We start from the raw sequence: 22,959 nt of genomic DNA, 5'->3' as shown, positions 1-22,959 counted from the left end.
CAGTGTTATTCAGGTTATGACTGTGTGCCAGCGTCGTCACGCTTAAACTTGATCTGTCTCCGGAATTTAACCAATCCCGCCTGTGCCGGCTGGCTTGCGTTTCCGCGCTCAGGGTCCAGACTTGTCTGTTGAAACGTGTCACGCACAGCAGGTGCGTGACCAGCAAGGAGGAGAAAGATGAGCAAGAAAATAGCGGTTCTGATTACCGATGAATTTGAAGACTCAGAGTTTACCTCACCGGCCGAGGCCTTCACCAAAGCGGGCCATGAAGTGGTCACCATTGAGATGCAGGCGGGCAAAACCGTGAAGGGAAAACAGGGCAAAGCCGAAGTCAAAATCGACAAGGATATTGACCATGTCAGCCCGGCCGAATTCGACGCGCTGCTGCTGCCCGGTGGTCATTCGCCTGACGCGCTGCGCGGTGACGATCGCTTTGTCACCTTCACCAAAGAGTTTGTTGCCAGCGGCAAACCGATTTTCGCCATCTGTCACGGTCCGCAGCTGCTGATCAGCGCGAACGGCGTGCGCGGTCGCAAAATGACCTGCGTGAAAGCTATCGCCATCGATCTGCGTAATGCCGGCGCGGACTTTTACGATAAAGAGGTGGTGGTTGATGATGACAAGCTGGTTACCAGCCGCACGCCTGAAGACCTGCCCGCGTTTAACCGCGAATCCCTGCGCATTCTGAACGCAGCGTAAGGCGGTCGCCCGGTGCGCCTGCGCGCGTGCCGGGCTAACGCTGCCAGACAATCTTTTTGCCAAACCCCAGCGCGTTATCGGTCATTTTCAACTCATCCAGCGTAATTTCCCACAGCGGCGCGGTGACTTTTTTTGCCACCGGAAAGCGCGACTGATAGGCCTTCAGCGCCTGCGCCTCATCGGTCAGTTGTATACGCCCGCGATACTGCACGCCTTTAATCAGCAGCACCGTTTTCGGCTGGCCGTTCACCGTGCCGGCAACGCGTGGATGACGCGCCATCAGCGCGCCGTGACGCGTATCGGCTTCGGTCATCAGCCAGAACGCCATGCGCGCTTCATCGAATACGTAGAAACAGTTGGCGCACCATAGCGCATCGCCGTCGCTGGCACACAGCGACAGCACGTGCTGTTTTTTCAGATAGCGAATCAGATGAGAATGGTCAGACAAGAGCAACTCCGTGCGTTGATAGCGATGCGGCCGCAGGCGCGTTACACTGCCCGCCAGCACATGAACGAGGTTTGTAAATGGAACAGGGCTGGCAGCTGTATATGCTGCAAACCGCCGCCGGGATGCTTTATACCGGCATCACCACTGACGTCAACCGTCGCCTGCAGCAGCACCAGCAGGGGCGCGGTGCCCGTGCGCTGCGCGGCAAAGGTCCGCTGACGCTGGTGTTTCACTGCGCGGCCGGCGATCGCGCGGCGGCTTCCCGGCTGGAGTATCAGGTAAAACAGCTGAGCCGGGCGCAGAAACTGCTGCTGGTTGCCCAGCAGCCGGCCTGCTTAACGGCGTGGTTTAGTCGATACGATTGAAAGGTGCCGAGAAGGCGATCAGCCCTTCTGCCCCATCGAACGCATCGTCCGCCAGTTTATACACCTGAAACGCCGCTTCGCTGCCGGGCCAGCGGCAGTGCAGGCCGTGACGCGCCGCCGGTTCAAAGCCGAGCGGATTGTAGAACTGCGGATCGCCCAGCACCACCACGGCGCTGTAGCTGAACTCATTGAGCGAATCGAGCCCTTCATACACCAGCTGTTTAGCAATGCCCTGACTGCGCACCGAGGCATCAACCGCCAGCGGCGCCAGCGCCACCCAGTTACGATCCTCGCCCTGCAACGTCACCGGACTGAAGGCGGCATAACCCAGCACCTGGCCTTCGTCATCGGTGGCCACCACGCCCAGCGTGAGTAAACCGTCTTCACGCAGCTGCTGTACCAGTTCCGCTTCGGCTGCGGTGGCAAAACTGCGCTTTAACAGGCTGTCGATGCCTGCCGCGTCCACACCAATTTCAGTACGAATCAACATGAGATCCCCGCGCGCGCCTCAGCGGCCTTCGCGTCCTGTGTCATTCCTGCCTCAACAAAAGCAGCCAGCTGCAGCAACCCCGTGCGCAATGGCGTGGGCATGGCGTCCAGTTCTATGGCATCCATCAGATTCTTCACCTCCAGTCCCAGCTCCGTGTCGCCCTCAATCACCAGACGGCGCTGAAAGAACAACATATCGGGGTCGGCTTTGCGTGCTGCTACCAGCAGCAGATCGTTGGCTTCGCCACGAAACCAGACATCTGCTTCGGCGTCGCGCGAAACGGTCAGGCGCCCGTCCTGCAGCGTGGTGATCCAGCGCAGATTGACGTCCGCGATCTCAATGCCGAGATAGCGCCCTTGCAGAAAGTCTAACTCACCTTCAGCCAAAGCATGACGAAATTGCCAGTTTAGGAGTTGTTGCAAAACCGTTTTTTTCACGGCGAATGGTGTTAGCGACACCGGTAAAGCGAGGAATTCCGGCCCTTTTTCAATTAACAGGCCGCGTAAGCGTGCGAACATGCGCTGCACTCCCTTGAGAAAATTTTATCTATATTGCCACATCCGACGGCTTTCGCCTCAACCGGGATCAAGGAAATCGCCCCGCGTCTGTGCGAAAATTCTCCATTCCGCCCTGGCAATCCCGCTTTCACTGCCTTAAATCAACATTGCAGCACCTGCGCTTCCTTACACTCAACGGCGTTCAGAATCCGGGGGAGGAAATTGTATGGAACTGCTGTGTCCGGCGGGGAATTTACCTGCGCTGAAATCGGCGGTGGAGCACGGCGCTGACGCGGTGTACGTCGGCCTGAAAGATGACACCAACGCCCGCCACTTTGCTGGTCTCAATTTTACCGATAAGAAACTGGCAGAAGCCGCGCGCTTCCTGCATCAGCACCGGCGTAAACTGCACGTGGCGATCAACACCTTCGCCCATCCTGACGGCCTTAACCGCTGGCAAAGCGCCATTGACGTCGCCGCACAGAACGGTGCCGATGCGCTGATTCTGGCCGATATCGCCACGCTGGAGTACGCCGCCAGCCGCTATCCGCAGGTTGAACGTCACCTGTCAGTGCAGGCATCCGCCACCAATCTGCAGGCCATTCAGTTTTATCACCGCCACTTTGCGCTGAGCCGCGTGGTGCTGCCGCGCGTGCTGTCGATGCACCAGGTGAAGCAGCTGGCGCGCGAAACGCCGGTGCCGCTCGAGGTGTTCGCCTTTGGCAGCCTGTGCATCATGGCCGAAGGCCGCTGCTATCTCTCGTCGTGGCTGACCGGCGAGTCGCCGAACAGCGCGGGTGCCTGTTCACCGGCCAAATTTGTGCGCTGGCAGCAGACGGCACAGGGCATGGAGTCGCGCCTGAACGAAGTGCTGATTGACCGTTACGCCGCCGATGAGAGCGCGGGCTATCCGACGCTGTGTAAAGGGCGCTACGAGGTGGATAACCAGCGCTATCACGTGCTGGAGGAGCCCACCAGCCTCAATACCCTGGCGCTGCTGCCAGAACTGCTGCGCGCCAATATCGCCTCGGTGAAAATTGAGGGACGCCAGCGCAGCCCGGCCTATGTGGCGCAGGTGGCTAAAGTGTGGCGTCAGGCGATTGATCGCTGTATGGCCGATCCGCAACAGTTCACAGTGCAGGATCCGTGGATGCGCGCGCTCGGTGAGCTTTCTGAAGGCAGCCAGACCACGCTTGGCGCCTATCACCGCGACTGGCAATAAGGAGACCGTATGAAATACGCCATCGGCCCGGTGCTGTGGTACTGGCCAGCCGCCACGCTGGAGCAGTTTTACCAGCGCGCCGCAGAGAGCAGCGCAGAGATTGTCTACCTCGGCGAAGCGGTGTGCAGCAAACGCCGCGCCACTGCGTTCAGTCAGTGGATGGAGATGGGCCGCACGCTGGCGGCCAGCGGCAAACAGGTGGTGCTGAGCACGCTGGCGCTGCTGCAGTCCCCTTCGGAAGTCAAAGAGCTGCGCCGCTATGTTGAAAACGGTGAGTTCTTACTGGAAGCCAACGATATCGGCACCGTGAACATGGCGGCAGAGCGCAAACTGCCGTTTGTCGCCGGTCCCACCCTGAATGTCTATAACGCGCAGACACTCCAGCTGCTGCTGCAGGAGGGCATGACGCGCTGGTGCATGCCGGTGGAGATGTCACGCGACTGGCTGATTCAGCTGTTGCAGCAGTGCCATGACGCTGGCCTGCGCGATCGGTTTGAGGTTGAAGTGCTCGGCTATGGCCATCTGCCGCTGGCGCTGTCGGCGCGCTGCTTTACCGCGCGGTCTGAAAACCGCGCCAAAGATGATTGCCAGACCTGCTGTATTGATTATCCCTCCGGGCGCCGCGTGCTGTCGCAGGAGGGCCAGCAGGTATTTGTCCTGAACGGCATTCAGACCATGAGCGGCTACTGTTACAACCTTGGCAACGATCTCGCCGGTATGCATGGCTGGATCGATATTGTGCGCCTGTCGCCGCAGGATGAGAGCACGCTGGCACAGGTTGATCGCTTCCGCGCTAACGAAGCGGGTGAAGCACCGCTGATGATGGCGCGCGGCAGCGACAGCAACGGTTACTGGCGCCGCCTGGCCGGAATGGCGCTGGATAGCGGCGGTTAAAGGCACATTCCGGCTATATTCCTGCCGTTATTAGCAGTTTTAATATGGGTAATGATGCGTAATACTGACTGGTGCAGGTTTACTTATCACCTGCGCCATCCTTTGCTGGAGTACCCATGTCTGAGAAGAAAACTGTTCGCCTGTCCGTGCTGGATCTGGCCCCCATTCCGCAAGGCTCGTCTGCGCGTGATGCCTTCCATAATTCGCTGGCGCTGGCGCGTCAGGCTGAAGCCCTTGGCTTTCATCGCTACTGGCTGGCCGAACACCACAACATGACCGGCATCGCCAGCGCCGCAACGTCGGTGCTGATTGGCTATCTCGCCGCTAACACCGAAACGCTGCGCCTCGGCTCCGGCGGGATCATGCTGCCCAACCACGCACCGCTGGTGATTGCCGAACAGTTTGGCACCCTGGAATCCCTCTACCCTGGCCGTATCGATCTCGGACTGGGCCGCGCGCCCGGCTCCGATCAGCGCACCATGCTGGCGCTGCGCCGTCATCTTTCGAGCGCCCAGGCCGACAGCTTCCCGGAAGATGTGGCCGATCTGATCCGCTGGTTTGATGCCGAAGAGGGCGAACATCCGCCGGTGCAGCCGGTGCCTGGCCTCGGGCTGAAAATTCCGGTGTGGCTGCTGGGTTCCAGCCTGTATAGCGCGCAGCTGGCGGCGCAGCTTGGTCTGCCGTTTGCCTTTGCTTCGCACTTCGCGCCAGACCTGCTGTTGCAGGCGCTGCACCTGTATCGCGAAAAATTCCAGCCCTCTGCGCGCCTGGCAAAACCTTACGCTATGGTGTGTGTCAACGTGGTGGCGGCAGACAGCGATCGTGATGCGCGCTTCCTGTTCACCTCGATGCAGCAGCAGTTCATTAATCTGCGCCGCGGCAAGCCCGGCCCGCTGCCGGCGCCGGTGGAGAACATGGATAACCTGTGGTCGCCATCCGAACAGTATGGCGTGCAGCAGGCGCTGAGCATGTCGGTGGTGGGCGATAAAGATAAAGTGCGCCACGGCCTTGCCGCGCTGCTGCGCGAAACCCAGGCGGATGAGATCATGGTCAACGGCCAGATTTACGATCCGCAGGCGCGCCTGCGTTCGTTCGCGCTGGCGATGGAAGCCGCACGCACGCTGTAAGCCTTACTGCGGTGGGGAGAGTCCTTCCGGCCCCACCGCCATCTTGCGCACATCGCGCGCCGGTGACTGGCCATAAAAACGGCTGTACTCCCGGCTGAACTGCGACGCACTCTGATAGCCCACCCGATAGCCTGCCGTCCCGGCATCCAGCTTCTCAATCATCATCAGCCGGCGCGCTTCGTTGAGCCGCAGCTGCTTCTGATACTGCATCGGCGTCATCGCCGTAACCGCTTTAAAGTGATGATGCAGCGATGAAATGCTCATGCCAACGCTGCTGGCCAGCTGATCCACCTTCAGCGGTTGATGAAAGTTTTCGCGCAGCCAGCGCGCCGCGCGCGCCACTTTGTTGCCCGGGCGCTCGGTCAGCGCCATATTCAGAATGCGCGGCCCTTCCGGCCCGGTCAGCAGGCGATAGAAAATCTCCTGCTCAATCAGCGGTGCCAGCGCGGCGATATCCTGTGGCTGATCCAGCAGCGCCACCAGCCGCATCACCGCATCCACCAGCGGCGGCGCGACTTTGTGTACGGTAATGCTACGTTCGGGGGCGGCGCTGCCAATCTGCTGCGGCGGGAAATGCTCCAGATAGCGCAGCAGGCGCGCTTCGTTGATGGTGATGCCGACGCCAAGACAGGGTTTCTCTGGTGTCGCCAGCACCACGCAGGACTGCACCGGCATGTCCATGGTGACCAGCAGCAGATCGCCCGGCCCGTAATGCATCACATCATCGCCCATGCGCAGTGCTTTCTGGCCCTGGGCCATCAGCGCAAAACCCGCCCAGCTGGCAATATGCGCCAGGCTGGAGGGGTGCGAGCTGCGGCCAAAAGAGAGAAAATCAATCGCGCTGGCGGTGCGCCCATCCTGCTGCGCGTGACGGGCAATCATCGCCACCAGCTGCTGCCACTGTTCCTGATGAATCATGCGTTATGCACTCCGCGATGAAAAATCACTGAATCCCCATTCTTACCTGCCGATGCGGTTGCGCCTAGTCCCTGCGCCACAGATTTGCAGGATCGTGCAAAAAGCTTGCAGGATTGCGCTACCGCACAAAGCGGCAACAGCGCATGCTTTACTCACCCGAAATCTCAGGTGGAGAGACACAATGCAAGCACTTGAAGGCAAAATTGCGCTGGTGACGGGCGCGTCGAAAGGCATTGGCGCCGCCATCGCCATGACTTTCGCCGCGGCCGGCGCCCGGGTGGTGGTGAATTATCGTCAGGATGAAGCGGGCGCGGCGGATGTGGTGACCGATATCTGCGCGCTGGGAAGCGACGCCATCGCCGTACAGGCCGATATATCCCGTGAAGCTGACGTGCAGCGCCTGTTCGCCAGCAGTATTGCGCAGTTTGGCGCGCCAGACATCGTGGTCAACAACGCCGGCATGTTTCACCATGGTGACTTCGCCAGCCTCAGCGTCAGCGACATGCAGCAGCAGCTCAACGTGAATCTGCTCGGTACACTGCTGGTGTGCCAGCAGGCGGCGCAGCATTTTCCGGCGCGCGGCGGCTGCATCATCAACCTCAGCGCGCTAAACAGCCAGCGCAGCCTGCCCGGCTCGGTACTGTGGTCAGCGACCAAAGGCGCGATCGATACCCTAACGCAGGGGCTGGCACGTGAGCTGGGCCCGCGCAACATTCGCGTCAACGCGCTGGCGCCGGGGATCATTCTGACCGAAGGGCTGCTGGCAGCGAAAAAAATGAATGCGGAATTTAAAGCGCAGCTGATCGCGGCCACGCCGCTGGGACGCTTTGGCCTGCCGGAGGATGTGGCGCAGGTGGCGCTATTTCTGGCGTCGGAAGAGTCGGCTTATGTTACCGGTGAGCGGGTGCTGATTGCCGGCGGCGTGTAAAGCCCGCGTTACAGACATAAAAAAAGGACGCTTGCGCGTCCTTTTTATTTTTAAGCGATTAACGCTTATGCATCACGGCGACGTGGTGCAGCTGCGCCTTCGTCACGACGTGGGCCACGGCCACCTTCACGGCTGAAACGTCCGCCTTCACGACCGCCTTCGCGACGCTCAGAGAAACGACGCGGTGCGCCACCTTCACGGTTGCCACCCTCGCGGTTACCACGACGCTCACCACCGAAGTCACGACCGCCGCTACGACGCTCGGTGCGCTCGTGTGGCTGCGCATCGCCCAGCAGCTGCATATTCATCGGCTTGTTGAGAATACGCGTACGCGTGAAGTGCTGCAGGACTTCACCCGGCATGCCTTTTGGCAGCTCGATAGTGGAGTGAGTACCAAACAGCTTGATGTTACCGATGTAACGGCTGCTGATGTCGCCTTCGTTAGCAATCGCGCCCACGATATGACGCACTTCAACACCGTCATCACGGCCCACTTCAATGCGGTACAGCTGCATTTCGCCAACGTCACGACGTTCGCGACGTGGACGATCGCCACCTTCGCGGCTGTCACGGCTGTCACGACGTGGACGGTCGCCGCCACGCTCATCGCGATCGCGGAATTCACGACGCTGTGGACGTGGTGCATCCGGTGGCAGAATCAGTGGACGTTCGCCCTGCGCCATTTTCAGCAGTGCAGCGGCCAGCGTTTCCATATCCAGCTCTTCTTCTGGCTGCATTTTTGCCAGCAGCGCACGGTACTGATCCAGATCGCTGCTTTCCAGCTGCTGCTGAACTTTCGCAGCGAACTGCGCCAGACGACGCTGACTCAGCAGCTCGGCGTTAGGCAGCTCAACTTCCGGAATAGTCAGCTTCATGGTGCGTTCGATGTTGCGCAGCAGACGACGCTCGCGGTTCTCAACGAACAGCAGCGCACGGCCAGCACGACCCGCACGACCGGTACGGCCGATACGGTGCACATACGATTCGGCATCCATCGGGATGTCGTAGTTAACCACCAGGCTGATACGCTCAACGTCCAGACCACGGGCCGCAACGTCAGTCGCGATCAGGATATCCAGACGACCGTCTTTCAGGCGCTCCAGCGTCTGCTCACGCAGCGCCTGGTTCATGTCACCGTTCAGCGCGGCGCTGTTGTAGCCGTTACGCTCCAGCGTTTCTGCGACTTCCAGCGTGGCATTTTTGGTGCGCACGAAGATGATGGCAGCATCGAAGTCTTCCGCTTCGAGGAAGCGCACCAGCGCGTCAGACTTACGGCCGTAAGCGGTCCAGTAAGACTGAGAAATGTCCGGGCGAGTAGTGATGCTGGACTGGATGCGCACTTCCTGCGGATCCTTCATGAAACGCTTAGTGATACGGCGAATCGCTTCCGGCATGGTTGCAGAGAACAGTGCGGTCTGATGACCTTCCGGGATCTGCGCCATAATGGTTTCAACGTCTTCGATGAAGCCCATACGCAGCATTTCATCGGCTTCGTCCAGTACCAGACCACGCAGGCTGGACAGGTCCAGGGTACCGCGTTTCAGGTGATCCAGCAGACGGCCCGGAGTACCAACCACGATCTGTGGACCCTGGCGCAGTGCGCGCAGCTGCACGTCATAACGCTGGCCACCATACAGGGCCACGACGTTAATACCGCGCATGTGTTTAGAGAATTCTGTCATCGCTTCAGCCACCTGAACCGCCAGTTCGCGGGTCGGCGCCAGCACCAGGATTTGCGGTGCGCGGACAGAAGGATCAACGTTGTTCAGCAGCGGCAGCGAGAACGCTGCTGTTTTACCACTACCGGTCTGCGCCATACCCAGCACATCACGGCCCGCCAGCAGGTGAGGAATACACTCAGCCTGGATTGGCGATGGCTTAACGTAGCCCATACCGTTCAGTGATTCGAGGATGTCGGCGTTCAGGCCCAGATCAGCAAAAGTGGTTTGAATATCAGTCATGTAGTACACGTGCCTCTTAGATTGCGGCGGCCAGTCTACATAACTCGTCGTGAAAACTTTCAGTCATTTTCATCAAAAAGTGTGAACCGGCTCAAATTAGAAGTTTTGACGAACAGAAAAGCCCTCACCTGTTCAGGCGATGACTTTACGGGTAAATCAGGCAATAAAAGTTCGTCAGCTATTGCTGGTCAGATTCTGATAAATCGTCTTGTGTCTGGCCGAGTTGCGCCAGTTCCAACAATGCGTATCGGTGTTCAACAAAGTTATTGACGTTGTTGGCCACCGCCAGTTTGAACAACGCTTTCGCGTCGTCCTTCTCCCCCAGACTTAGGTAGTACTTACCTAAATAGAAGTTGGTTTCACTGAGATGTTCAGCGAGCGAGGTGTTATCCGTTGCGTCCGCCTTGAGACGTTCCATCAATGTTTTTTCACTGATGTCGCCCAGGTAGAACTCGACAATATTCCATCCCCATTGGTCCTTAGCCGCCTTGTCGTAACGCTGTTGTAGCGTCACTTTTGCCTTGTCGGCATCCATCTCGCGTTCAACGAGGTAGAGCCACAGGCTGCGGAACGGATCGTTAGGATCGTCTTGATAAAACGCCAGCAGATCATCTTGCGCTAACTTGTATCGACCGCCGTAATAGAGGGCGATACCACGGTTTAAATGCGCATAGTTGTAAGTTGGATCAAGCTCAAGTACAGAATCAAACGCTTCATAGGCAGCATCAAAATTGCCTGCCTGCGTTAAGTAAATGCCGAGATAGTTAAACACTTCCGGCATATCCGGTCTGATAGACAGCGCTTGCGAGAAATCGTTCCGCGCTAGTGCCCTCAGACCCAAACTATCATACAACACTCCGCGCTCATATAACAGCTGTGCGCGTTCATCATCGGTCAGGGCCCGACTGGCAAGAATTTGTTCCATTCGCGCCAGAATAACCTCTTGCTGCAGTGTGGGCTGCAAAGGTACTGCCAGAACTTCGTTCTTACGCCAATTGGAGTTGCTGCATCCTGCCAGCGTGATAGCTGTCGCAACAAAACACCAGCGCAAAAAAGGCTTCATTTCCCACTCCCGAATACAAACATTGGGATAACCATCCTGTCATCCGCCTGCTATGCACAAGGGTTCCCGCCCTCGCGATGATACCCGTCCTGCTTCAGCTGCACTGACACGCTGACCAGCGCGCCACGCATTCCGGGTATACAAACACCGCTCCCCGCCAGCAGGCAGGGAGCGGCTGATCAGGAAAAACGCTTACTCGGCGTCAGGCGTCGTCACCGCAGCGGTTTCTTCTGCTGGCTTCTGCTCTGTCGCTTCTTTGATGCTGAGACGAACGCGGCCCTGACGATCCACTTCCATCACTTTAACTGGCACTTCCTGACCCATCTGCAGGTAATCGGTCACTTTCTCTACGCGCTTGTCGGCGATCTGAGAAATGTGTACCAGACCTTCTTTACCGCCGCCGATCGCCACGAAGGCACCGAAATCAACGATACGGGTCACTTTACCGGCGTAGATACGGCCCACTTCGATCTCAGCGGTGATCTCTTCGATGCGACGAATCGCTTCTTTGGCTTTCAGGCCGTCGGTCGCTGCGATCTTCACAGTGCCATCATCTTCGATTTCGATGGTGGTGCCGGTCTCTTCGGTCAGCGCACGGATAACCGAACCGCCTTTACCGATGACGTCTTTGATCTTGTCTGAGTTGATCTTGATGGTGTAGATGCGCGGCGCGAACTCGGAGATCTCCTGACGCGGCGTGCTGATCGCCTGTTCCATCACGCTCAGAATGTGCAGACGCGCACCCTTGGCCTGGTTCAGTGCCACCTGCATGATTTCGCGGGTGATACCTTCAATTTTGATGTCCATCTGCAGCGCGGTGATACCTTCACGGCTACCGGCTACTTTGAAGTCCATATCGCCGAGGTGATCTTCGTCGCCGAGGATGTCAGACAGCACCACGAACTTCTCGTCTTCTTTCACCAGACCCATCGCGATACCGGCAACGGCCGCTTTGATCGGTACGCCAGCGTCCATCAGTGCCAGCGATGCACCGCACACGGAAGCCATAGAAGAAGAACCGTTCGATTCGGTGATTTCAGACACGACGCGCACGGTGTACGGGAACGCATCCTGTTTAGGCATCACTGCCAGCACGCCACGCTTCGCCAGACGGCCGTGACCAATTTCACGACGCTTCGGTGAGCCAACCATACCGGTTTCGCCCACGGAGTACGGAGGGAAGTTGTAGTGGAACAGGAAGCTGTCAGTACGCTCGCCCATCAGCTCATCGAGATTCTGTGCGTCACGCGCGGTACCGAGGGTGGCAGCGACCAGCGCCTGCGTTTCACCACGGGTAAACAGCGCAGAACCGTGGGTACGCGGCAGTACGCCAGTGCGCACGTCCAGACCACGGATCATATCTTTTTCGCGGCCATCGATACGCGGTTCGCCGTTCAGGATACGGGTACGCACCACGTTCTTTTCCAGGCTGTGTACGATGTCACCGATTTCGGCATCATCCAGCGTTTCGTCTTCAGCCAGCAGTGCGGCGATGGTTTCGTCTTTGATGACGCCAACCTGCGCATAGCGCTCCTGCTTGTCAGTGATGCGGTACGCATCGCTGATGCGCGCTTCGGCCAGGGCGGCAACGCGTGCGATCAGCGCATCGTTCGCCGGCTCTGGCTGCCAGTCCCAGCGTGGTTTGCCGGCTTCGGCCACCAGCGCATTGATGTTTTCAATCACAACCTGCTGCTGGTCGTGGCCGAACACCACAGCACCCAGCATCTGGTCTTCGGTCAGGATGTCCGCTTCAGATTCCACCATCAGCACTGCATTCTGCGTACCGGCAACCACCAGATCCAGACGAGACTGTTTGATCTCATCCGCGGTTGGGTTCAGCACGTACTGATCGTTGATGTAACCGACGCGTGCCGCACCGATTGGGCCGTTGAACGGAATGCCAGACAGTGACAGCGCAGCAGAAGCACCGATCATCGCAACGATGTCCGGGTTAACCTGCGGGTTCACGGATACCACAGTCGCGATAACCTGTACTTCGTTAACAAAACCTTCCGGGAACAGCGGACGCACCGGGCGGTCAATCAGACGCGCAATCAGGGTTTCGCCTTCGCTTGGACGGCCTTCACGACGGAAGAAGCTGCCCGGAATACGGCCAGCAGCGTAAGTACGCTCCTGATAGTTCACTGTCAGAGGGAAGAAGTCCTGACCGGCTTTGGCTTTTTTCTGGCCCACGACGGTAACGAATACCGCGGTGTCGTCCATGCTTACCATTACTGCTGCGGTGGCCTGGCGCGCCATCATGCCGGTTTCCAGCGTGACGGTATGCTGACCATATTGGAATTTGCGTACGATCGGGTTCAGCAAAATTTAAGTCCTTAAATTCGTGGCAAAGCCTGCTCGGCCCGCCGGGGATTACCGATCTTTAGTTGCATCCTCGCGACTAATGACAACCCTTAACCGCCCCTGCGGTAAAGCCTCTCATTAGCCGCGCGAACCTCTGCAAGCAAAGATCACTCTCAGCAACAATACATGAGTTTGGTCCGGATTGCTGCCGATTGCTCGAAAAAAGGGGCCATAAAGGCCCCCTTTTCGCGAAACTCGCACAAATCTGATCGCCAGATGCGGTTTTTTGCATACTGCATGCGCTACATCGTTGATCAGATTCTTCAGACTTAGCGACGCAGACCCAGGCTTTCGATCAGGCTGGTGTAACGTGCAACGTCTTTACGCTTCAGGTAGTCCAGCAGCTTACGACGCTGGGATACCATGCGCAGCAGACCGCGACGGCTGTGGTGGTCTTTCTTGTGCTCAGAGAAGTGACCCTGCAGGTGGTTAATCTGAGCAGTCAGCAGAGCAACCTGAACTTCAGTTGAACCGCTGTCGTTAGCGCCACGACCGTATTTAGCAACGATCTCTGCTTTAGCTTCTACGCTTAGAGACATAATAAACTCCAGTAAAAAATGAATGTATGGGTGCCGATCTCTAATTCAGCAGCCCGCTTTTAAAGCCGCGCTATTCTACTCTTCGCCCGGTAGCAACGCAAATGCGCTGTAACGCCCAGCGGTAATATGCGGTCAGTCGGCAAACTCTACTACCAGACGACGCGGTGCCACGCGACCATCGTCGGCGATTTCCGCCATGCCGATAAATTTCTGCTCATCGCCTTCGGTCACCCGCACCAGCCCGCTGGCCGGCGCGTTTTCCGCCTGGACCGGCATGCCCTGTTTGAACCAGGCCGCGACCGGCGTGGGCAGATTGACCGCTGGAAAATCTTCCGCCGGGCTGTCCATCGGCAACAGCAACGCGTCCAGCGGTGCGTAATCCGGCGTTTCCGCCGCATTAACCTGCGCCGCCAGCGTCTGCAGCTGTTCCAGCGTCATCATGCGCGCAATCGGGTAGCGAGCCACCTGCAGACGGCGCAGCATGATCACGTGTGCGCCGCAGCCGAGCTTCTCACCTAAATCGTCAATGATGGTGCGAATGTAGGTGCCTTTGGAAACATGGATTTCCAGCTCCAGCTCGTCGCCCTGCCAGCGAATAAACTGCAGTTCAAACACGGTAATCGGTCGCGCTTCACGCGGCACGGTGATGCCTTCGCGCGCATATTCGTACAGCTTGCGGCCCTGATACTTGAGCGCCGAGAACATGGTGGGCACCTGCAGCGTCTCGCCGCGAAAGCTCTCCAGCGCCGCATCCAGCTCAGCCTGGCTGAAGGTCACCGGCCGCGTTTCGACGATATTGCCGTCCGCATCAGAGGTATCGGTGCGCTGGCCCAGACGGGCAATCACGCGGTAACGCTTGTCCGAATCCAGCAGATAGCGGGAAAACTTGGTGGCTTCGCCGAGACAAATCGGCAGCATACCGGTGGCCAGCGGATCGAGCGCGCCGGTATGGCCCGCCTTGTTAGCATTAAACAGGCGTTTTACTTTTTGCAGCACATCGTTGGAGGATGCGCCCTGGTGTTTATCCAGCAGGAAAACACCGTGGACATCACGACCACGGCGACGAGGACGACTCATCAGTCCTCCTTGTCGTCTTCCGCCGGGCTTTCACCCCGTCGCTCAGCATCGTTTCTGATCACGTTAGACACCAGATTCGACATGCGCATCCCTTCAATCAGCGAGTTATCGTAAAAGAAGGTCAGCTCCGGCACGATGCGCAGACGCATCGCTTTACCGAGCAGAATACGGATGTAGCCAGACGCTTCTTTCAGCGCTTTGAGGCCGTTTTTCACCGCTTCTTCATCCTGGTCGTTCAGGAAGGTCACGAACACTTTGGCATACGCCAGATCGCGTGACACCTCAACGCCAGACACGGTGACCATCATACCCAGACGCGGGTCTTTGATTTCGCGCTGCAGGATGATCGCAATCTCTTTCTGCAACTCCTGCGCCACGCGCTGTGGGCGACCAAACTCTTTCGCCATACTATTTCTCCCAAATAATTCGGGAGGCCAGAGGCCTCCCAAATTGCATCACATCGACCAGCAATTACTCGATGGTGCGTTTAACTTCAATCACTTCGAACACTTCGATCATGTCGCCAACGCGAACGTCGTTGTAGTTCTTCACGCCGATACCACACTCCATGCCGTTACGCACTTCGTTGACATCATCTTTGAAGCGACGCAGAGATTCCAGCTCGCCTTCATAGATAACCACGTTGTCGCGCAGTACGCGGATCGGGTTGTGACGTTTGATGTTGCCTTCGGTGACCATACAGCCGGCAATCGCGCCAAATTTCGGTGACTTGAACACGTCACGGACTTCGGCCAGACCGATAATCTGCTGTTTGAACTCCGGTGCCAGCATGCCGCTCATGGCTGCTTTCACTTCGTCAATCAGGTTATAGATGACGGAGTAGTAGCGCAGGTCAACGTTTTCAGCGTCAATCACGCGACGCGCAGAGGCATCAGCACGCACGTTGAAGCCGAGGATGATCGCGTTGGACGCAGCGGCCAGGGTGGCGTCGGTTTCGGTAATACCGCCCACACCAGAACCGATAATCTTCACCTTCACTTCGTCGGTGGAGAGTTTCAGCAGCGAGTCGGAGATCGCTTCCACAGAACCCTGTACGTCGGACTTCAGGACAATGTTCAGCTCGGACACTTCGCCTTCGGTCATGTTGGCAAACATGTTTTCCAGCTTGGACTTCTGCTGACGCGCCAGTTTGACTTCGCGGAATTTGCCCTGACGATACAGTGCCACTTCACGCGCTTTCTTCTCGTCACGCACCACGGTCGCTTCATCACCCGCTGCCGGCACACCGGACAGACCGAGGATTTCCACCGGAATCGATGGACCCGCTTCCAGCACTTCGCGACCCAGTTCGTCACGCATCGCACGCACACGGCCGTATTCGAAGCCGCACAGCACGATATCGCCTTTGTTCAGCGTACCTTCACGCACCAGCACGGTGGCTACCGGACCACGACCTTTGTCGAGGAACGATTCGATCACCACGCCGCTCGCCATACCCTGACGAATCGCAGTCAGCTCCAGTACTTCCGCCTGCAGCAGAATTGCGTTCAGCAGGTCGTCGATGCCGGTACCGGCTTTCGCCGAGACGTTAACGAACATGTTCTCGCCGCCCCACTCTTCCGGAATGATACCGTACTGGGTCAGCTCGTTCTTCACGCGATCCGGATCGGCTTCTGGCTTGTCGATCTTGTTCACGGCCACGACCACCGGCACACCGGCCGCTTTCGCGTGCTGGATAGCTTCGACGGTTTGTGGCATCACGCCATCGTCCGCCGCCACCACCAGGATAACGATATCCGTGGCTTGCGCACCACGTGCACGCATTGCGGTAAACGCGGCGTGGCCCGGGGTGTCGAGGAAGGTGATCATGCCGTTATCGGTTTCAACGTGATACGCACCGATGTGCTGGGTAATCCCGCCCGCTTCGCCAGAGGCGACTTTGGTGGAGCGGATGTAGTCCAGCAGCGAGGTTTTACCGTGGTCAACGTGACCCATGATGGTCACGACCGGCGCACGGCTTTCCTGCGCAGCATCGGTATCACGATCGTCCAGTACCGCTTCTTCCAGCTCGTTCTCGCGGCGCAGGATCACTTTGTGACCCATCTCTTCGGCCACCAGCTGGGCGGTTTCCTGGTCGATAACCTGGTTGATGGTCGCCATGGCACCCATCTTCATCATCGCTTTAATAACCAGCGAGCCTTTCACCGCCATTTTGTTGGCCAGTTCGGCAACGGTGATGGTTTCGCCAATGATGACGTCACGGTTCACCGCCTGAGCAGGTTTGTTGAAGCCCTGCTGCAGCGTGCTTGGTTTACGATGTTTGCCACCTTTACCGCCGCGTACCTGAGCACGCGCTTCTTCACGGTCAGTTTTGGCTTCAGAGTGCTTGTTGCCCTTTTTGGCCGGACGCGCTGCCTTGGTGGTGCGGGTGCGACCACGACCGCCTTCAACTTCGCGATCGTTTTCGTCTTCTGCCTGACGGGCATGAGTTGAAGTGGTGACGTGGTAGTCGCCCTTATCTTCTTCCTCTGGTTTTTCCCATTCAGCGGCTTTCTCTTCGGCCAGACGACGGGCTTCTTCCGCCGCGCGGCGCGCATTCTCTTCCAGCTTACGGCGCGCTTCTTCTTCCGCTTTACGCTTCAGTTCGGCGGCTTCAGCTTCACGACGGGCTTTGTCAGATTGCGCAGCCTTGGTCATTTCGTCGGTAGGTTGATTAGTCACTTTCTCATTTTCCGCTGCTTCACGCTTAGCCTTGTCAGCGGCTTCGCGCTTGGCTTTCTCTTCGGCTTCACGTTGCGCTTTTTGTTCAGCTTCGCGACGGGCTTGTTCTTCAGCCTCGCGACGCGCCTGCTCTTCCGCTTCACGCTGCGCCTCGGCTTCTGCTTCCGCCTGAGCTTGCTCAGCGTCGGCATCACCTTTCACGTATGTGCGCTTTTTGCGGACTTCGATTTGCACCGACTTACTTTTACCCCCGGTGCCTGGAATATTCAAGGTGCTGCGCGTTTTGCGCTGCAACGTCAGTTTGCCTGAACCGGTCTGACCGTGCTCACGATTCAGGTGGGACAGTAAGGTCTCTTTCTCTTGCTGGGATACGGCGTCGTTTTCAGACTTACGGATCCCTGCATCAGCAAATTGCTGTACCAGGCGATCGACCGGAGTCTGAATTTCGGCGGCCAGCGATTTTACGGTTACATCTGTCATGCTGTTCCTTCCTGTTATTACGCGTCATCGCCGAACCAGCAGATATTACGTGCAGCCATAATCAGCGCACCGGCTTTCTCATCATCCAGCCCTTCAATATCTGTCAGATCGTCAACACCTTGCTCAGCGAGATCTTCCAGCGTGCAAACGCCTTTTGACGCCAGGCGATACGCCAGCGCACGATCCAGGCCTTCAAGATTCAGCAGGTCCTCAGCAGGTTCCTGATTACCAAGGCTCTCTTCTTTCGCTAATGCCAGGGTGGTTAACGCATTTTTTGCTCGTTCACGCAGGGCTTCAATGGTCTCTTCGTCGAGGCCGTCGATTTCCAGCAGCTCGTTGATTGGCACGTAAGCCAATTCTTCCAGCGAAGAGAAGCCCTCTTCCACCAGAACGGTGGCGAACTCTTCGTCGATGTCGAGATGTTTAGTGAACATATCGATCGCTGCATGGGCTTCGGCCTGATGCTTCGCCTGCAGATCATCGACGGTCATCACGTTCAGCTCCCAGCCGCTCAGCTGGGATGCCAGACGCACGTTTTGGCCATTACGGCCAATCGCCTGAGCCAGATTGCCGGCTTCAACAGCGATATCCATGGTGTGATTGTCTTCATCCACCACAATTGACGCCACATCGGCAGGTGCCATGGCGTTAATCACGAACTGTGCCGGGTTGTCGTCCCACAGCACGATATCAATACGCTCGCCGCCCAGTTCGCTGGACACCGCCTGCACGCGCGCACCGCGCATACCGACGCAGGCACCGACCGGATCGATACGTTTGTCGTTAGTTTTTACCGCAATTTTGGCGCGTGAGCCCGGATCGCGCGCTGCCGCTTTGATCTCGATAACTTCTTCGCCAATCTCCGGCACTTCAATGCGGAACAGTTCGATCAGCATCTCCGGTTTGGAGCGGGTAACGAACAGTTGCGCACCACGCGCTTCCGGACGCACGGCATACAGCACGCCGCGAATACGGTCACCCGGGCGGAAGTTTTCACGCGGCAGCATGTCTTCACGCACAATCACCGCTTCGGCGTTGTTGCCGAGATCCAGTGAAATGTTGTCGCGATTCACTTTCTTCACCACGCCGGTGATGATTTCGCCTTCCTGCTCGCGGAACTGATCGACCACCATCGCGCGCTCGGCTTCACGCACTTTCTGGACGATAACCTGTTTCGCGGTCTGCGTGGTGATACGGTCGAAGGTGACAGATTCGATCTGATCTTCAACATAATCGCCCAGATTGAAGGCTTCATCTTCAAAGCGTGCTGCTTCCAGCGTGATCTCGCGCGTTGGCTGCGTGACTTCTTCTACAACCACCCAGCGACGGAAGGTGTCGAAATCGCCGCTGCGACGGTCAATGCTGACGCGCACGTCGATTTCCTGCTCATACTTCTTCTTGGTCGCAGTGGCCAAAGCGCTCTCCAGCGCTTCGAAGATTTTCTCACGCGGCAGGGCTTTTTCGTTAGAAACGGCTTCTACTACAGCTAAGATCTCTTTGTTCATCCTGGTTAGCCTCAATCCGGACTTTTAAAAGTGGGGGACCAGGTTCGCTTTCTGAATGTTGCTCAGCGCGAACACTTCATCGTTACCCTCAACGGTTACCGTGATCATCTCGCCTTCGACAGACTTGATGATGCCCTGCCATTTACGGCGGTTCTGCACGGCCATACGCAGTACCAGGCTCACCTCTTCGCCAGCGAAACGCGCATAGTGCTCCGCGGTGAACAGAGGGCGATCGAGACCCGGTGAGGAAACTTCAAGGTTGTAAGCCACCGTAATAGGATCTTCCACATCCATTACAGCGCTGACCTGGTGGCTAACATCGGCGCAATCATCAACATTGATACCCTCTTCACTATCAATATAGATGCGCAAGGTTGATGTGCGACCACGAATGAACTCGATACCGACCAATTCGTAGCCAAGCGCTTCTACCGGAGCAGAGATCAACTCTGTCAACTTTTGCTCTAATGTGGACAAGCCCACCCCCAAGACATAAAAAAAGGGCCTAAAGCCCAGTGTTACGATTTCCTGATAACAAAAAACCCCGAAAATTCGGGGCTTTTTGTGACTGGACCCTGTATGCCGCGATGCGGCTTCGGCACACCATCCAGCAGAATTTTTTTCAAAACTGACTGCGGATGCGTCCGTCGATGCATACAGTATATTTGAAAAAGAACTCTAAGGGAAAGTGGTTGCGGGGGCCGGATTTGAACCGACGACCTTCGGGTTATGAGCCCGACGAGCTACCAGGCTGCTCCACCCCGCGTCCGAAAACGTGGCGAATATTACGCCGATCTTGCGAAAAATGCAAGTTATACTGAGATTTGGTACCGAGGACGGGACTTGAACCCGTAAGCCCAATCGGGCACTACCACCTCAAGGTAGCGTGTCTACCAATTCCACCACCTCGGCACTTCACTGACTGCGACGATACGATGTCGCTTTAGCGCTGACGATCTTACTGCGGGATATCATTGCCCGGCGTGGCCGGTTTAGCTGGCTGAGTCTGCTGTTGAGACTGAGCCGGCGCGCTGAGGTTTTCCCACTCGCTTCCTTTGGAAGTCTTGTTACTGTTCAGGTTGCCCAGAATCAGACTGATGATGAAGAACAGCGTAGCCAGTACCGCGGTCATGCGAGTCATGAAGTTACCAGACCCGGTTGAACCGAACAGCGTACCAGAAGCGCCTGCACCGAATGAGGCTCCCATATCAGCGCCTTTGCCTTGCTGCAGCATGATCAGACCAACGAGGCCAATCGCTACAATAAGGAAAACAACCAACAGAGCTTCGTACATAATCAACCTGTTTCCTTGCGCGTTATCCGCACAGTTAAAGCTTCAACCAATATTGACGGGGAGTCTCGTCATCACCCATCAGAAGCGGGTGTGAATACTAACCAAAGGCGCATACCTCTGCAAGCGCAATTTACACGAAGTTTTGCGATTGCGGAAAAAAGCGCCATCCCGGTGATTTTACAGGCGGAAAGCAGCAAACTGACCGCCCGTAACGCGGTTAAACCGCTTTTACCGCATCGGCAATTTTGTGCGCCAGCTCGGTCACCTGCGCCTCATCCTCGCCTTCCACCATCACGCGAATCAGCGGCTCGGTGCCGGATTTACGCAACAGCACGCGCCCGCGCCCGGCCAGCGTTTTTTCCACCTCTGCGGCAGCCGCTTTGACGCTGTCGCTCTCCAGCGGATCGTGGCTGCCGCTAAAACGCACATTCACCAGCACCTGTGGCAGCATCTTCATACCGCTGCACAGATCGTGCAGACTCATGTGGTTGCGCACAATCGCAGTGAGTACTTGCAAACTTGCTACGATGCCGTCACCGGTGCTGATTTTATCCAGCAGGATCACGTGGCCGGAGTTCTCCGCGCCCATGCGCCAGCCCTTCTCCTGCATTTTTTCCAGCACATAGCGGTCGCCCACTTTGGCACGGGTAAACGGAATCCCCAGCTGTTTCAGCGCCAGCTCCAGCCCCATGTTGCTCATCAGCGTGCCGACCACGCCGCCACGCAGTTGGCCCTGACGCAGCGCTTCGCGCGCGATGATGTAGAGAATCTGGTCGCCATCTACCTTCTGTCCAAGATGATCCACCATCATGATGCGGTCGCCATCGCCGTCATAGGCCAGGCCGAGATCGGCTTTTTCATCCAGCACGCGCTGCTGCAGCTGACGCAAATCGGTAGCGCCGCACTCTTTGTTGATGTTCATGCCGTCCGGCTGCACGCCAATCGCAATCACCTTCGCACCCAGTTCACGCAGCACATTCGGCGCGATGTGATAGGTCGCGCCGTTGGCACAGTCCACCACGATCTTCAGCCCGTTCAGGCTCAACTCGCTGGGAAAAGTGCCTTTGCAGAACTCGATGTAGCGCCCGGCGGCATCGACGATGCGGCTGGCACGGCCCAGCTCAGCGGATTCGACGCAGGTCAGCGGCTTCTCCAGCTCCAGCTCAATGGCGGCTTCAACGTCGTCCGGCAGTTTGGTGCCTTCGGCAGAGAAGAATTTGATGCCGTTGTCGTCAAACGGGTTGTGCGACGCGGAGATTACGATGCCCGCCTCGGCGCGGAAAGTGCGCGTCAGGTAGGCAATGGCCGGCGTGGGCATCGGGCCGGTGAATGCCGCAGACAGCCCGGCAGCCGCCAGACCGGCTTCCAGCGCCGATTCCAGCATGTAGCCGGAAATACGTGTATCTTTACCAATCAATACTTTGCGCGAGCCGGAACGGGCCAGCACTTTGCCGGCAGCAAAACCCAGCTTCAACACAAAGTCCGGGGTAATGGGCGCTTCACCCACTTTGCCGCGAATCCCATCCGTACCGAAATATTTACGATCGCTCATGCCTTTATCCTTTTGCTCTCCGTGTCGCCTCGACGATGCGCATCGCTTCGACAGTTTCTTTAACGTCATGCACGCGAATAATCTGCGCGCCCTGCATGGCGGCGATCACCGCGCAGCTCAGGCTGCCGGTCAGACGCTGTGCCGGACCGACGTTTAACAGCTGGCCAATCATCGACTTACGCGACATGCCCACCAGCAGCGGCAGACCGTGATGGTGAAAATCACTGAGATGCGCCAGCAGCTCATAATTGTGGCTGAGATTCTTACCGAAACCGAAGCCCGGGTCGAGCAGCAGACGCTCTTTTTTGATGCCGGCCGCTTCACAGCGGGCAATCTGCGCGGCGAAGTAAGCGTCCACTTCGCTTACGATGTGCTGATATTCCGGTGCCTGCTGCATGGTGCGCGGTTCGCCCTGCATATGCATCAGGCATACTGGCAGACCAGTATCTGCGGCGGCCTGTAACGCACCCGGCTCGGACAGCGAGCGGATATCGTTAATGATGTGAGCGCCCACTCGCGCGGCTTCGCGGATCACTTCTGCTTTTGAGGTATCCACCGAAATCCACACTTCAAAGCGCTGCGCAATGGCTTCCACCACCGGGATCACCCGCGCCAGTTCCTCTTCCACTGAGACTTCATCGGCACCGGGACGGGTTGATTCGCCGCCCACATCGATAATCGTGGCACCGGCATTCACCATCTCGTTGGTGTGCGTGAGCGCGTCGACCAGCGTGTTGTGCGTTCCGCCATCAGAAAAGGAGTCCGGCGTGACATTTAAAATTCCCATCACATGGGGAAACGACAGATCGAGATGGGTATCACGGGCGTACAACTTCATGGCGAAAATCTCCCTG

At 57.5% G+C, this 22,959-nt stretch carries 23 protein-coding genes and 2 tRNA genes; 6 read left to right on the top strand and 19 right to left on the bottom strand.

Translation table 11 applies throughout. The annotated features are described in order from the left end of the window. Positions 1-177 precede the first annotated feature (177 nt). Positions 178-699, top strand: coding sequence for a type 1 glutamine amidotransferase domain-containing protein (locus AC6I8P_RS16525; protein WP_021507686.1), 522 nt, complete (start codon positions 178-180; stop codon positions 697-699). Between the two features lie 34 nt (positions 700-733). Here AC6I8P_RS16525 and AC6I8P_RS16520 read toward each other — a convergent pair whose 3' ends face one another. Next, the gene (locus AC6I8P_RS16520; protein ID WP_058759569.1) at positions 734-1,147 is read right to left on the bottom strand and encodes a YhbP family protein; all 414 of its coding nucleotides are present in this window, start codon (positions 1,145-1,147) and stop codon (positions 734-736) included. Between the two features lie 77 nt (positions 1,148-1,224). Between AC6I8P_RS16520 and AC6I8P_RS16515 the strand changes: the two genes are divergently transcribed. Beyond that, positions 1,225-1,512, top strand: a complete 288-nt coding sequence (locus tag AC6I8P_RS16515) for a GIY-YIG nuclease family protein (protein ID WP_021507688.1) — start codon at positions 1,225-1,227, stop codon at positions 1,510-1,512. Here the strand turns inward: AC6I8P_RS16515 and AC6I8P_RS16510 are convergent. Further along, positions 1,496-2,002, bottom strand: a complete 507-nt coding sequence (locus AC6I8P_RS16510; RefSeq protein WP_021507689.1) for a GNAT family N-acetyltransferase — start codon at positions 2,000-2,002, stop codon at positions 1,496-1,498. The genes AC6I8P_RS16515 and AC6I8P_RS16510 overlap by 17 nt on opposite strands. Beyond that, complete coding sequence (gene ubiT / locus AC6I8P_RS16505; RefSeq protein ID WP_058759570.1) at positions 1,996-2,520, bottom strand: ubiquinone anaerobic biosynthesis accessory factor UbiT; 525 nt, start codon at positions 2,518-2,520, stop codon at positions 1,996-1,998. The genes AC6I8P_RS16510 and ubiT overlap by 7 nt, the downstream gene beginning before the upstream one ends. A 205-nt stretch (positions 2,521-2,725) precedes the next feature. On the opposite strand from ubiT, the gene ubiU reads away from it, so the two are divergent. The 3 genes from ubiU (at position 2,726) to AC6I8P_RS16490 (ending at position 5,742) form a co-directional block, all read left to right on the top strand. Then, on the top strand, positions 2,726-3,721 hold the full coding sequence (gene ubiU / locus AC6I8P_RS16500) for a ubiquinone anaerobic biosynthesis protein UbiU (protein ID WP_021507691.1): 996 nt from the start codon (positions 2,726-2,728) through the stop codon (positions 3,719-3,721). Positions 3,722-3,730: 9 nt separating this feature from the next. Next, positions 3,731-4,615: a U32 family peptidase gene (locus tag AC6I8P_RS16495; protein ID WP_498030785.1), complete on the top strand. Its 885-nt coding sequence runs from the start codon at positions 3,731-3,733 to the stop codon at positions 4,613-4,615. A 116-nt stretch (positions 4,616-4,731) separates the two neighbouring features. Beyond that, positions 4,732-5,742 (top strand): luciferase-like monooxygenase, encoded by a 1,011-nt coding sequence (locus AC6I8P_RS16490; RefSeq protein ID WP_021507693.1) that lies wholly within the window; start codon positions 4,732-4,734, stop codon positions 5,740-5,742. A gap of 3 nt (positions 5,743-5,745) precedes the next feature. Here AC6I8P_RS16490 and AC6I8P_RS16485 read toward each other — a convergent pair whose 3' ends face one another. After that, positions 5,746-6,660, bottom strand: coding sequence for an AraC family transcriptional regulator (locus tag AC6I8P_RS16485; protein WP_059009545.1), 915 nt, complete (start codon positions 6,658-6,660; stop codon positions 5,746-5,748). A gap of 181 nt (positions 6,661-6,841) precedes the next feature. On the opposite strand from AC6I8P_RS16485, the gene AC6I8P_RS16480 reads away from it, so the two are divergent. Then, positions 6,842-7,588: an SDR family NAD(P)-dependent oxidoreductase gene (locus tag AC6I8P_RS16480; RefSeq protein WP_021507695.1), complete on the top strand. Its 747-nt coding sequence runs from the start codon at positions 6,842-6,844 to the stop codon at positions 7,586-7,588. Positions 7,589-7,653: 65 nt separating this feature from the next. Here AC6I8P_RS16480 and AC6I8P_RS16475 read toward each other — a convergent pair whose 3' ends face one another. The 15 genes from AC6I8P_RS16475 to folP all read right to left on the bottom strand — a co-directional run bounded on the left by AC6I8P_RS16475 (position 7,654) and on the right by folP (position 22,943). Then, a complete protein-coding gene (locus tag AC6I8P_RS16475; RefSeq protein ID WP_058759574.1) occupies positions 7,654-9,549 on the bottom strand; it encodes a DEAD/DEAH family ATP-dependent RNA helicase in 1,896 nt (631 codons plus the stop codon). Positions 9,550-9,565: 16 nt separating this feature from the next. Further along, positions 9,566-9,622: a protein YrbN gene (gene yrbN, locus AC6I8P_RS16470; RefSeq protein ID WP_098053093.1), complete on the bottom strand. Its 57-nt coding sequence runs from the start codon at positions 9,620-9,622 to the stop codon at positions 9,566-9,568. 105 nt (positions 9,623-9,727) lie between these two features. Further along, the gene (gene nlpI / locus AC6I8P_RS16465) at positions 9,728-10,612 is read right to left on the bottom strand and encodes a lipoprotein NlpI (RefSeq protein ID WP_021507697.1); all 885 of its coding nucleotides are present in this window, start codon (positions 10,610-10,612) and stop codon (positions 9,728-9,730) included. A 192-nt stretch (positions 10,613-10,804) separates the two neighbouring features. Next, positions 10,805-12,937: a polyribonucleotide nucleotidyltransferase gene (pnp, locus tag AC6I8P_RS16460; RefSeq protein WP_058770684.1), complete on the bottom strand. Its 2,133-nt coding sequence runs from the start codon at positions 12,935-12,937 to the stop codon at positions 10,805-10,807. A 308-nt stretch (positions 12,938-13,245) separates the two neighbouring features. Beyond that, positions 13,246-13,515: a 30S ribosomal protein S15 gene (gene rpsO / locus AC6I8P_RS16455; protein ID WP_010615981.1), complete on the bottom strand. Its 270-nt coding sequence runs from the start codon at positions 13,513-13,515 to the stop codon at positions 13,246-13,248. A 132-nt stretch (positions 13,516-13,647) separates the two neighbouring features. Then, positions 13,648-14,592: a tRNA pseudouridine(55) synthase TruB gene (truB, locus tag AC6I8P_RS16450; protein WP_283342231.1), complete on the bottom strand. Its 945-nt coding sequence runs from the start codon at positions 14,590-14,592 to the stop codon at positions 13,648-13,650. Further along, on the bottom strand, positions 14,592-14,999 hold the full coding sequence (rbfA, locus tag AC6I8P_RS16445; protein WP_021507701.1) for a 30S ribosome-binding factor RbfA: 408 nt from the start codon (positions 14,997-14,999) through the stop codon (positions 14,592-14,594). The genes truB and rbfA overlap by 1 nt, the downstream gene beginning before the upstream one ends. A 64-nt stretch (positions 15,000-15,063) precedes the next feature. Next, entirely contained in the window at positions 15,064-17,754 is a 2,691-nt protein-coding gene (gene infB / locus AC6I8P_RS16440; protein ID WP_498030784.1) for a translation initiation factor IF-2, read from the bottom strand. A 17-nt stretch (positions 17,755-17,771) separates the two neighbouring features. Then, positions 17,772-19,259: a transcription termination factor NusA gene (gene nusA, locus AC6I8P_RS16435; protein WP_021507703.1), complete on the bottom strand. Its 1,488-nt coding sequence runs from the start codon at positions 19,257-19,259 to the stop codon at positions 17,772-17,774. Positions 19,260-19,283: 24 nt separating this feature from the next. Beyond that, positions 19,284-19,736 carry a ribosome maturation factor RimP gene (gene rimP / locus AC6I8P_RS16430; RefSeq protein WP_031279732.1) on the bottom strand — a complete coding sequence of 151 codons (453 nt, stop codon included), beginning with the start codon at positions 19,734-19,736 and terminating at the stop codon, positions 19,284-19,286. Between the two features lie 212 nt (positions 19,737-19,948). After that, positions 19,949-20,025: transfer RNA gene (locus tag AC6I8P_RS16425), tRNA-Met, on the bottom strand. A 59-nt stretch (positions 20,026-20,084) separates the two neighbouring features. Further along, positions 20,085-20,171: transfer RNA gene (locus AC6I8P_RS16420), tRNA-Leu, on the bottom strand. Positions 20,172-20,217: 46 nt separating this feature from the next. After that, positions 20,218-20,553 carry a preprotein translocase subunit SecG gene (gene secG, locus AC6I8P_RS16415; protein WP_010617340.1) on the bottom strand — a complete coding sequence of 112 codons (336 nt, stop codon included), beginning with the start codon at positions 20,551-20,553 and terminating at the stop codon, positions 20,218-20,220. 217 nt (positions 20,554-20,770) lie between these two features. Beyond that, a complete protein-coding gene (gene glmM / locus AC6I8P_RS16410; RefSeq protein ID WP_021507705.1) occupies positions 20,771-22,105 on the bottom strand; it encodes a phosphoglucosamine mutase in 1,335 nt (444 codons plus the stop codon). A 4-nt stretch (positions 22,106-22,109) separates the two neighbouring features. Then, positions 22,110-22,943 carry a dihydropteroate synthase gene (folP, locus tag AC6I8P_RS16405; RefSeq protein ID WP_021507706.1) on the bottom strand — a complete coding sequence of 278 codons (834 nt, stop codon included), beginning with the start codon at positions 22,941-22,943 and terminating at the stop codon, positions 22,110-22,112. Between the last annotated feature and the right edge of the window lie 16 nt (positions 22,944-22,959).

This window comes from gamma proteobacterium symbiont of Lampromicra miyakona (assembly GCF_059730895.1).
The sequence above is the reverse complement of the archived record's forward strand: the minus strand, read 5'-3'. Positions and strand labels throughout refer to the sequence as shown.

Excerpts from the sequence above, each read along its gene's own strand:
- AC6I8P_RS16515 (WP_021507688.1), top strand. The coding sequence starts at position 1,225 with ATGGAACAGGGCTGGCAGCTGTATATGCTGCAAACCGCCGCCGGGATG.
- AC6I8P_RS16480 (WP_021507695.1), top strand. The coding sequence starts at position 6,842 with ATGCAAGCACTTGAAGGCAAAATTGCGCTGGTGACGGGCGCGTCGAAA.
- nusA (WP_021507703.1), bottom strand. The coding sequence starts at position 19,259 with ATGAACAAAGAGATCTTAGCTGTAGTAGAAGCCGTTTCTAACGAAAAA.
- glmM (WP_021507705.1), bottom strand. The coding sequence starts at position 22,105 with ATGAGCGATCGTAAATATTTCGGTACGGATGGGATTCGCGGCAAAGTG.
- AC6I8P_RS16525 (WP_021507686.1), top strand. The coding sequence starts at position 178 with ATGAGCAAGAAAATAGCGGTTCTGATTACCGATGAATTTGAAGACTCA.
- folP (WP_021507706.1), bottom strand. The coding sequence starts at position 22,943 with ATGAAGTTGTACGCCCGTGATACCCATCTCGATCTGTCGTTTCCCCAT.
- infB (WP_498030784.1), bottom strand. The coding sequence starts at position 17,754 with ATGACAGATGTAACCGTAAAATCGCTGGCCGCCGAAATTCAGACTCCG.
- AC6I8P_RS16485 (WP_059009545.1), bottom strand. The coding sequence starts at position 6,660 with ATGATTCATCAGGAACAGTGGCAGCAGCTGGTGGCGATGATTGCCCGT.
- AC6I8P_RS16475 (WP_058759574.1), bottom strand. The coding sequence starts at position 9,549 with ATGACTGATATTCAAACCACTTTTGCTGATCTGGGCCTGAACGCCGAC.
- AC6I8P_RS16510 (WP_021507689.1), bottom strand. The coding sequence starts at position 2,002 with ATGTTGATTCGTACTGAAATTGGTGTGGACGCGGCAGGCATCGACAGC.
- rbfA (WP_021507701.1), bottom strand. The coding sequence starts at position 14,999 with ATGGCGAAAGAGTTTGGTCGCCCACAGCGCGTGGCGCAGGAGTTGCAG.
- AC6I8P_RS16495 (WP_498030785.1), top strand. The coding sequence starts at position 3,731 with ATGAAATACGCCATCGGCCCGGTGCTGTGGTACTGGCCAGCCGCCACG.
- nlpI (WP_021507697.1), bottom strand. The coding sequence starts at position 10,612 with ATGAAGCCTTTTTTGCGCTGGTGTTTTGTTGCGACAGCTATCACGCTG.
- AC6I8P_RS16490 (WP_021507693.1), top strand. The coding sequence starts at position 4,732 with ATGTCTGAGAAGAAAACTGTTCGCCTGTCCGTGCTGGATCTGGCCCCC.
- ubiU (WP_021507691.1), top strand. The coding sequence starts at position 2,726 with ATGGAACTGCTGTGTCCGGCGGGGAATTTACCTGCGCTGAAATCGGCG.
- secG (WP_010617340.1), bottom strand. The coding sequence starts at position 20,553 with ATGTACGAAGCTCTGTTGGTTGTTTTCCTTATTGTAGCGATTGGCCTC.
- truB (WP_283342231.1), bottom strand. The coding sequence starts at position 14,592 with ATGAGTCGTCCTCGTCGCCGTGGTCGTGATGTCCACGGTGTTTTCCTG.
- ubiT (WP_058759570.1), bottom strand. The coding sequence starts at position 2,520 with ATGTTCGCACGCTTACGCGGCCTGTTAATTGAAAAAGGGCCGGAATTC.
- rpsO (WP_010615981.1), bottom strand. The coding sequence starts at position 13,515 with ATGTCTCTAAGCGTAGAAGCTAAAGCAGAGATCGTTGCTAAATACGGT.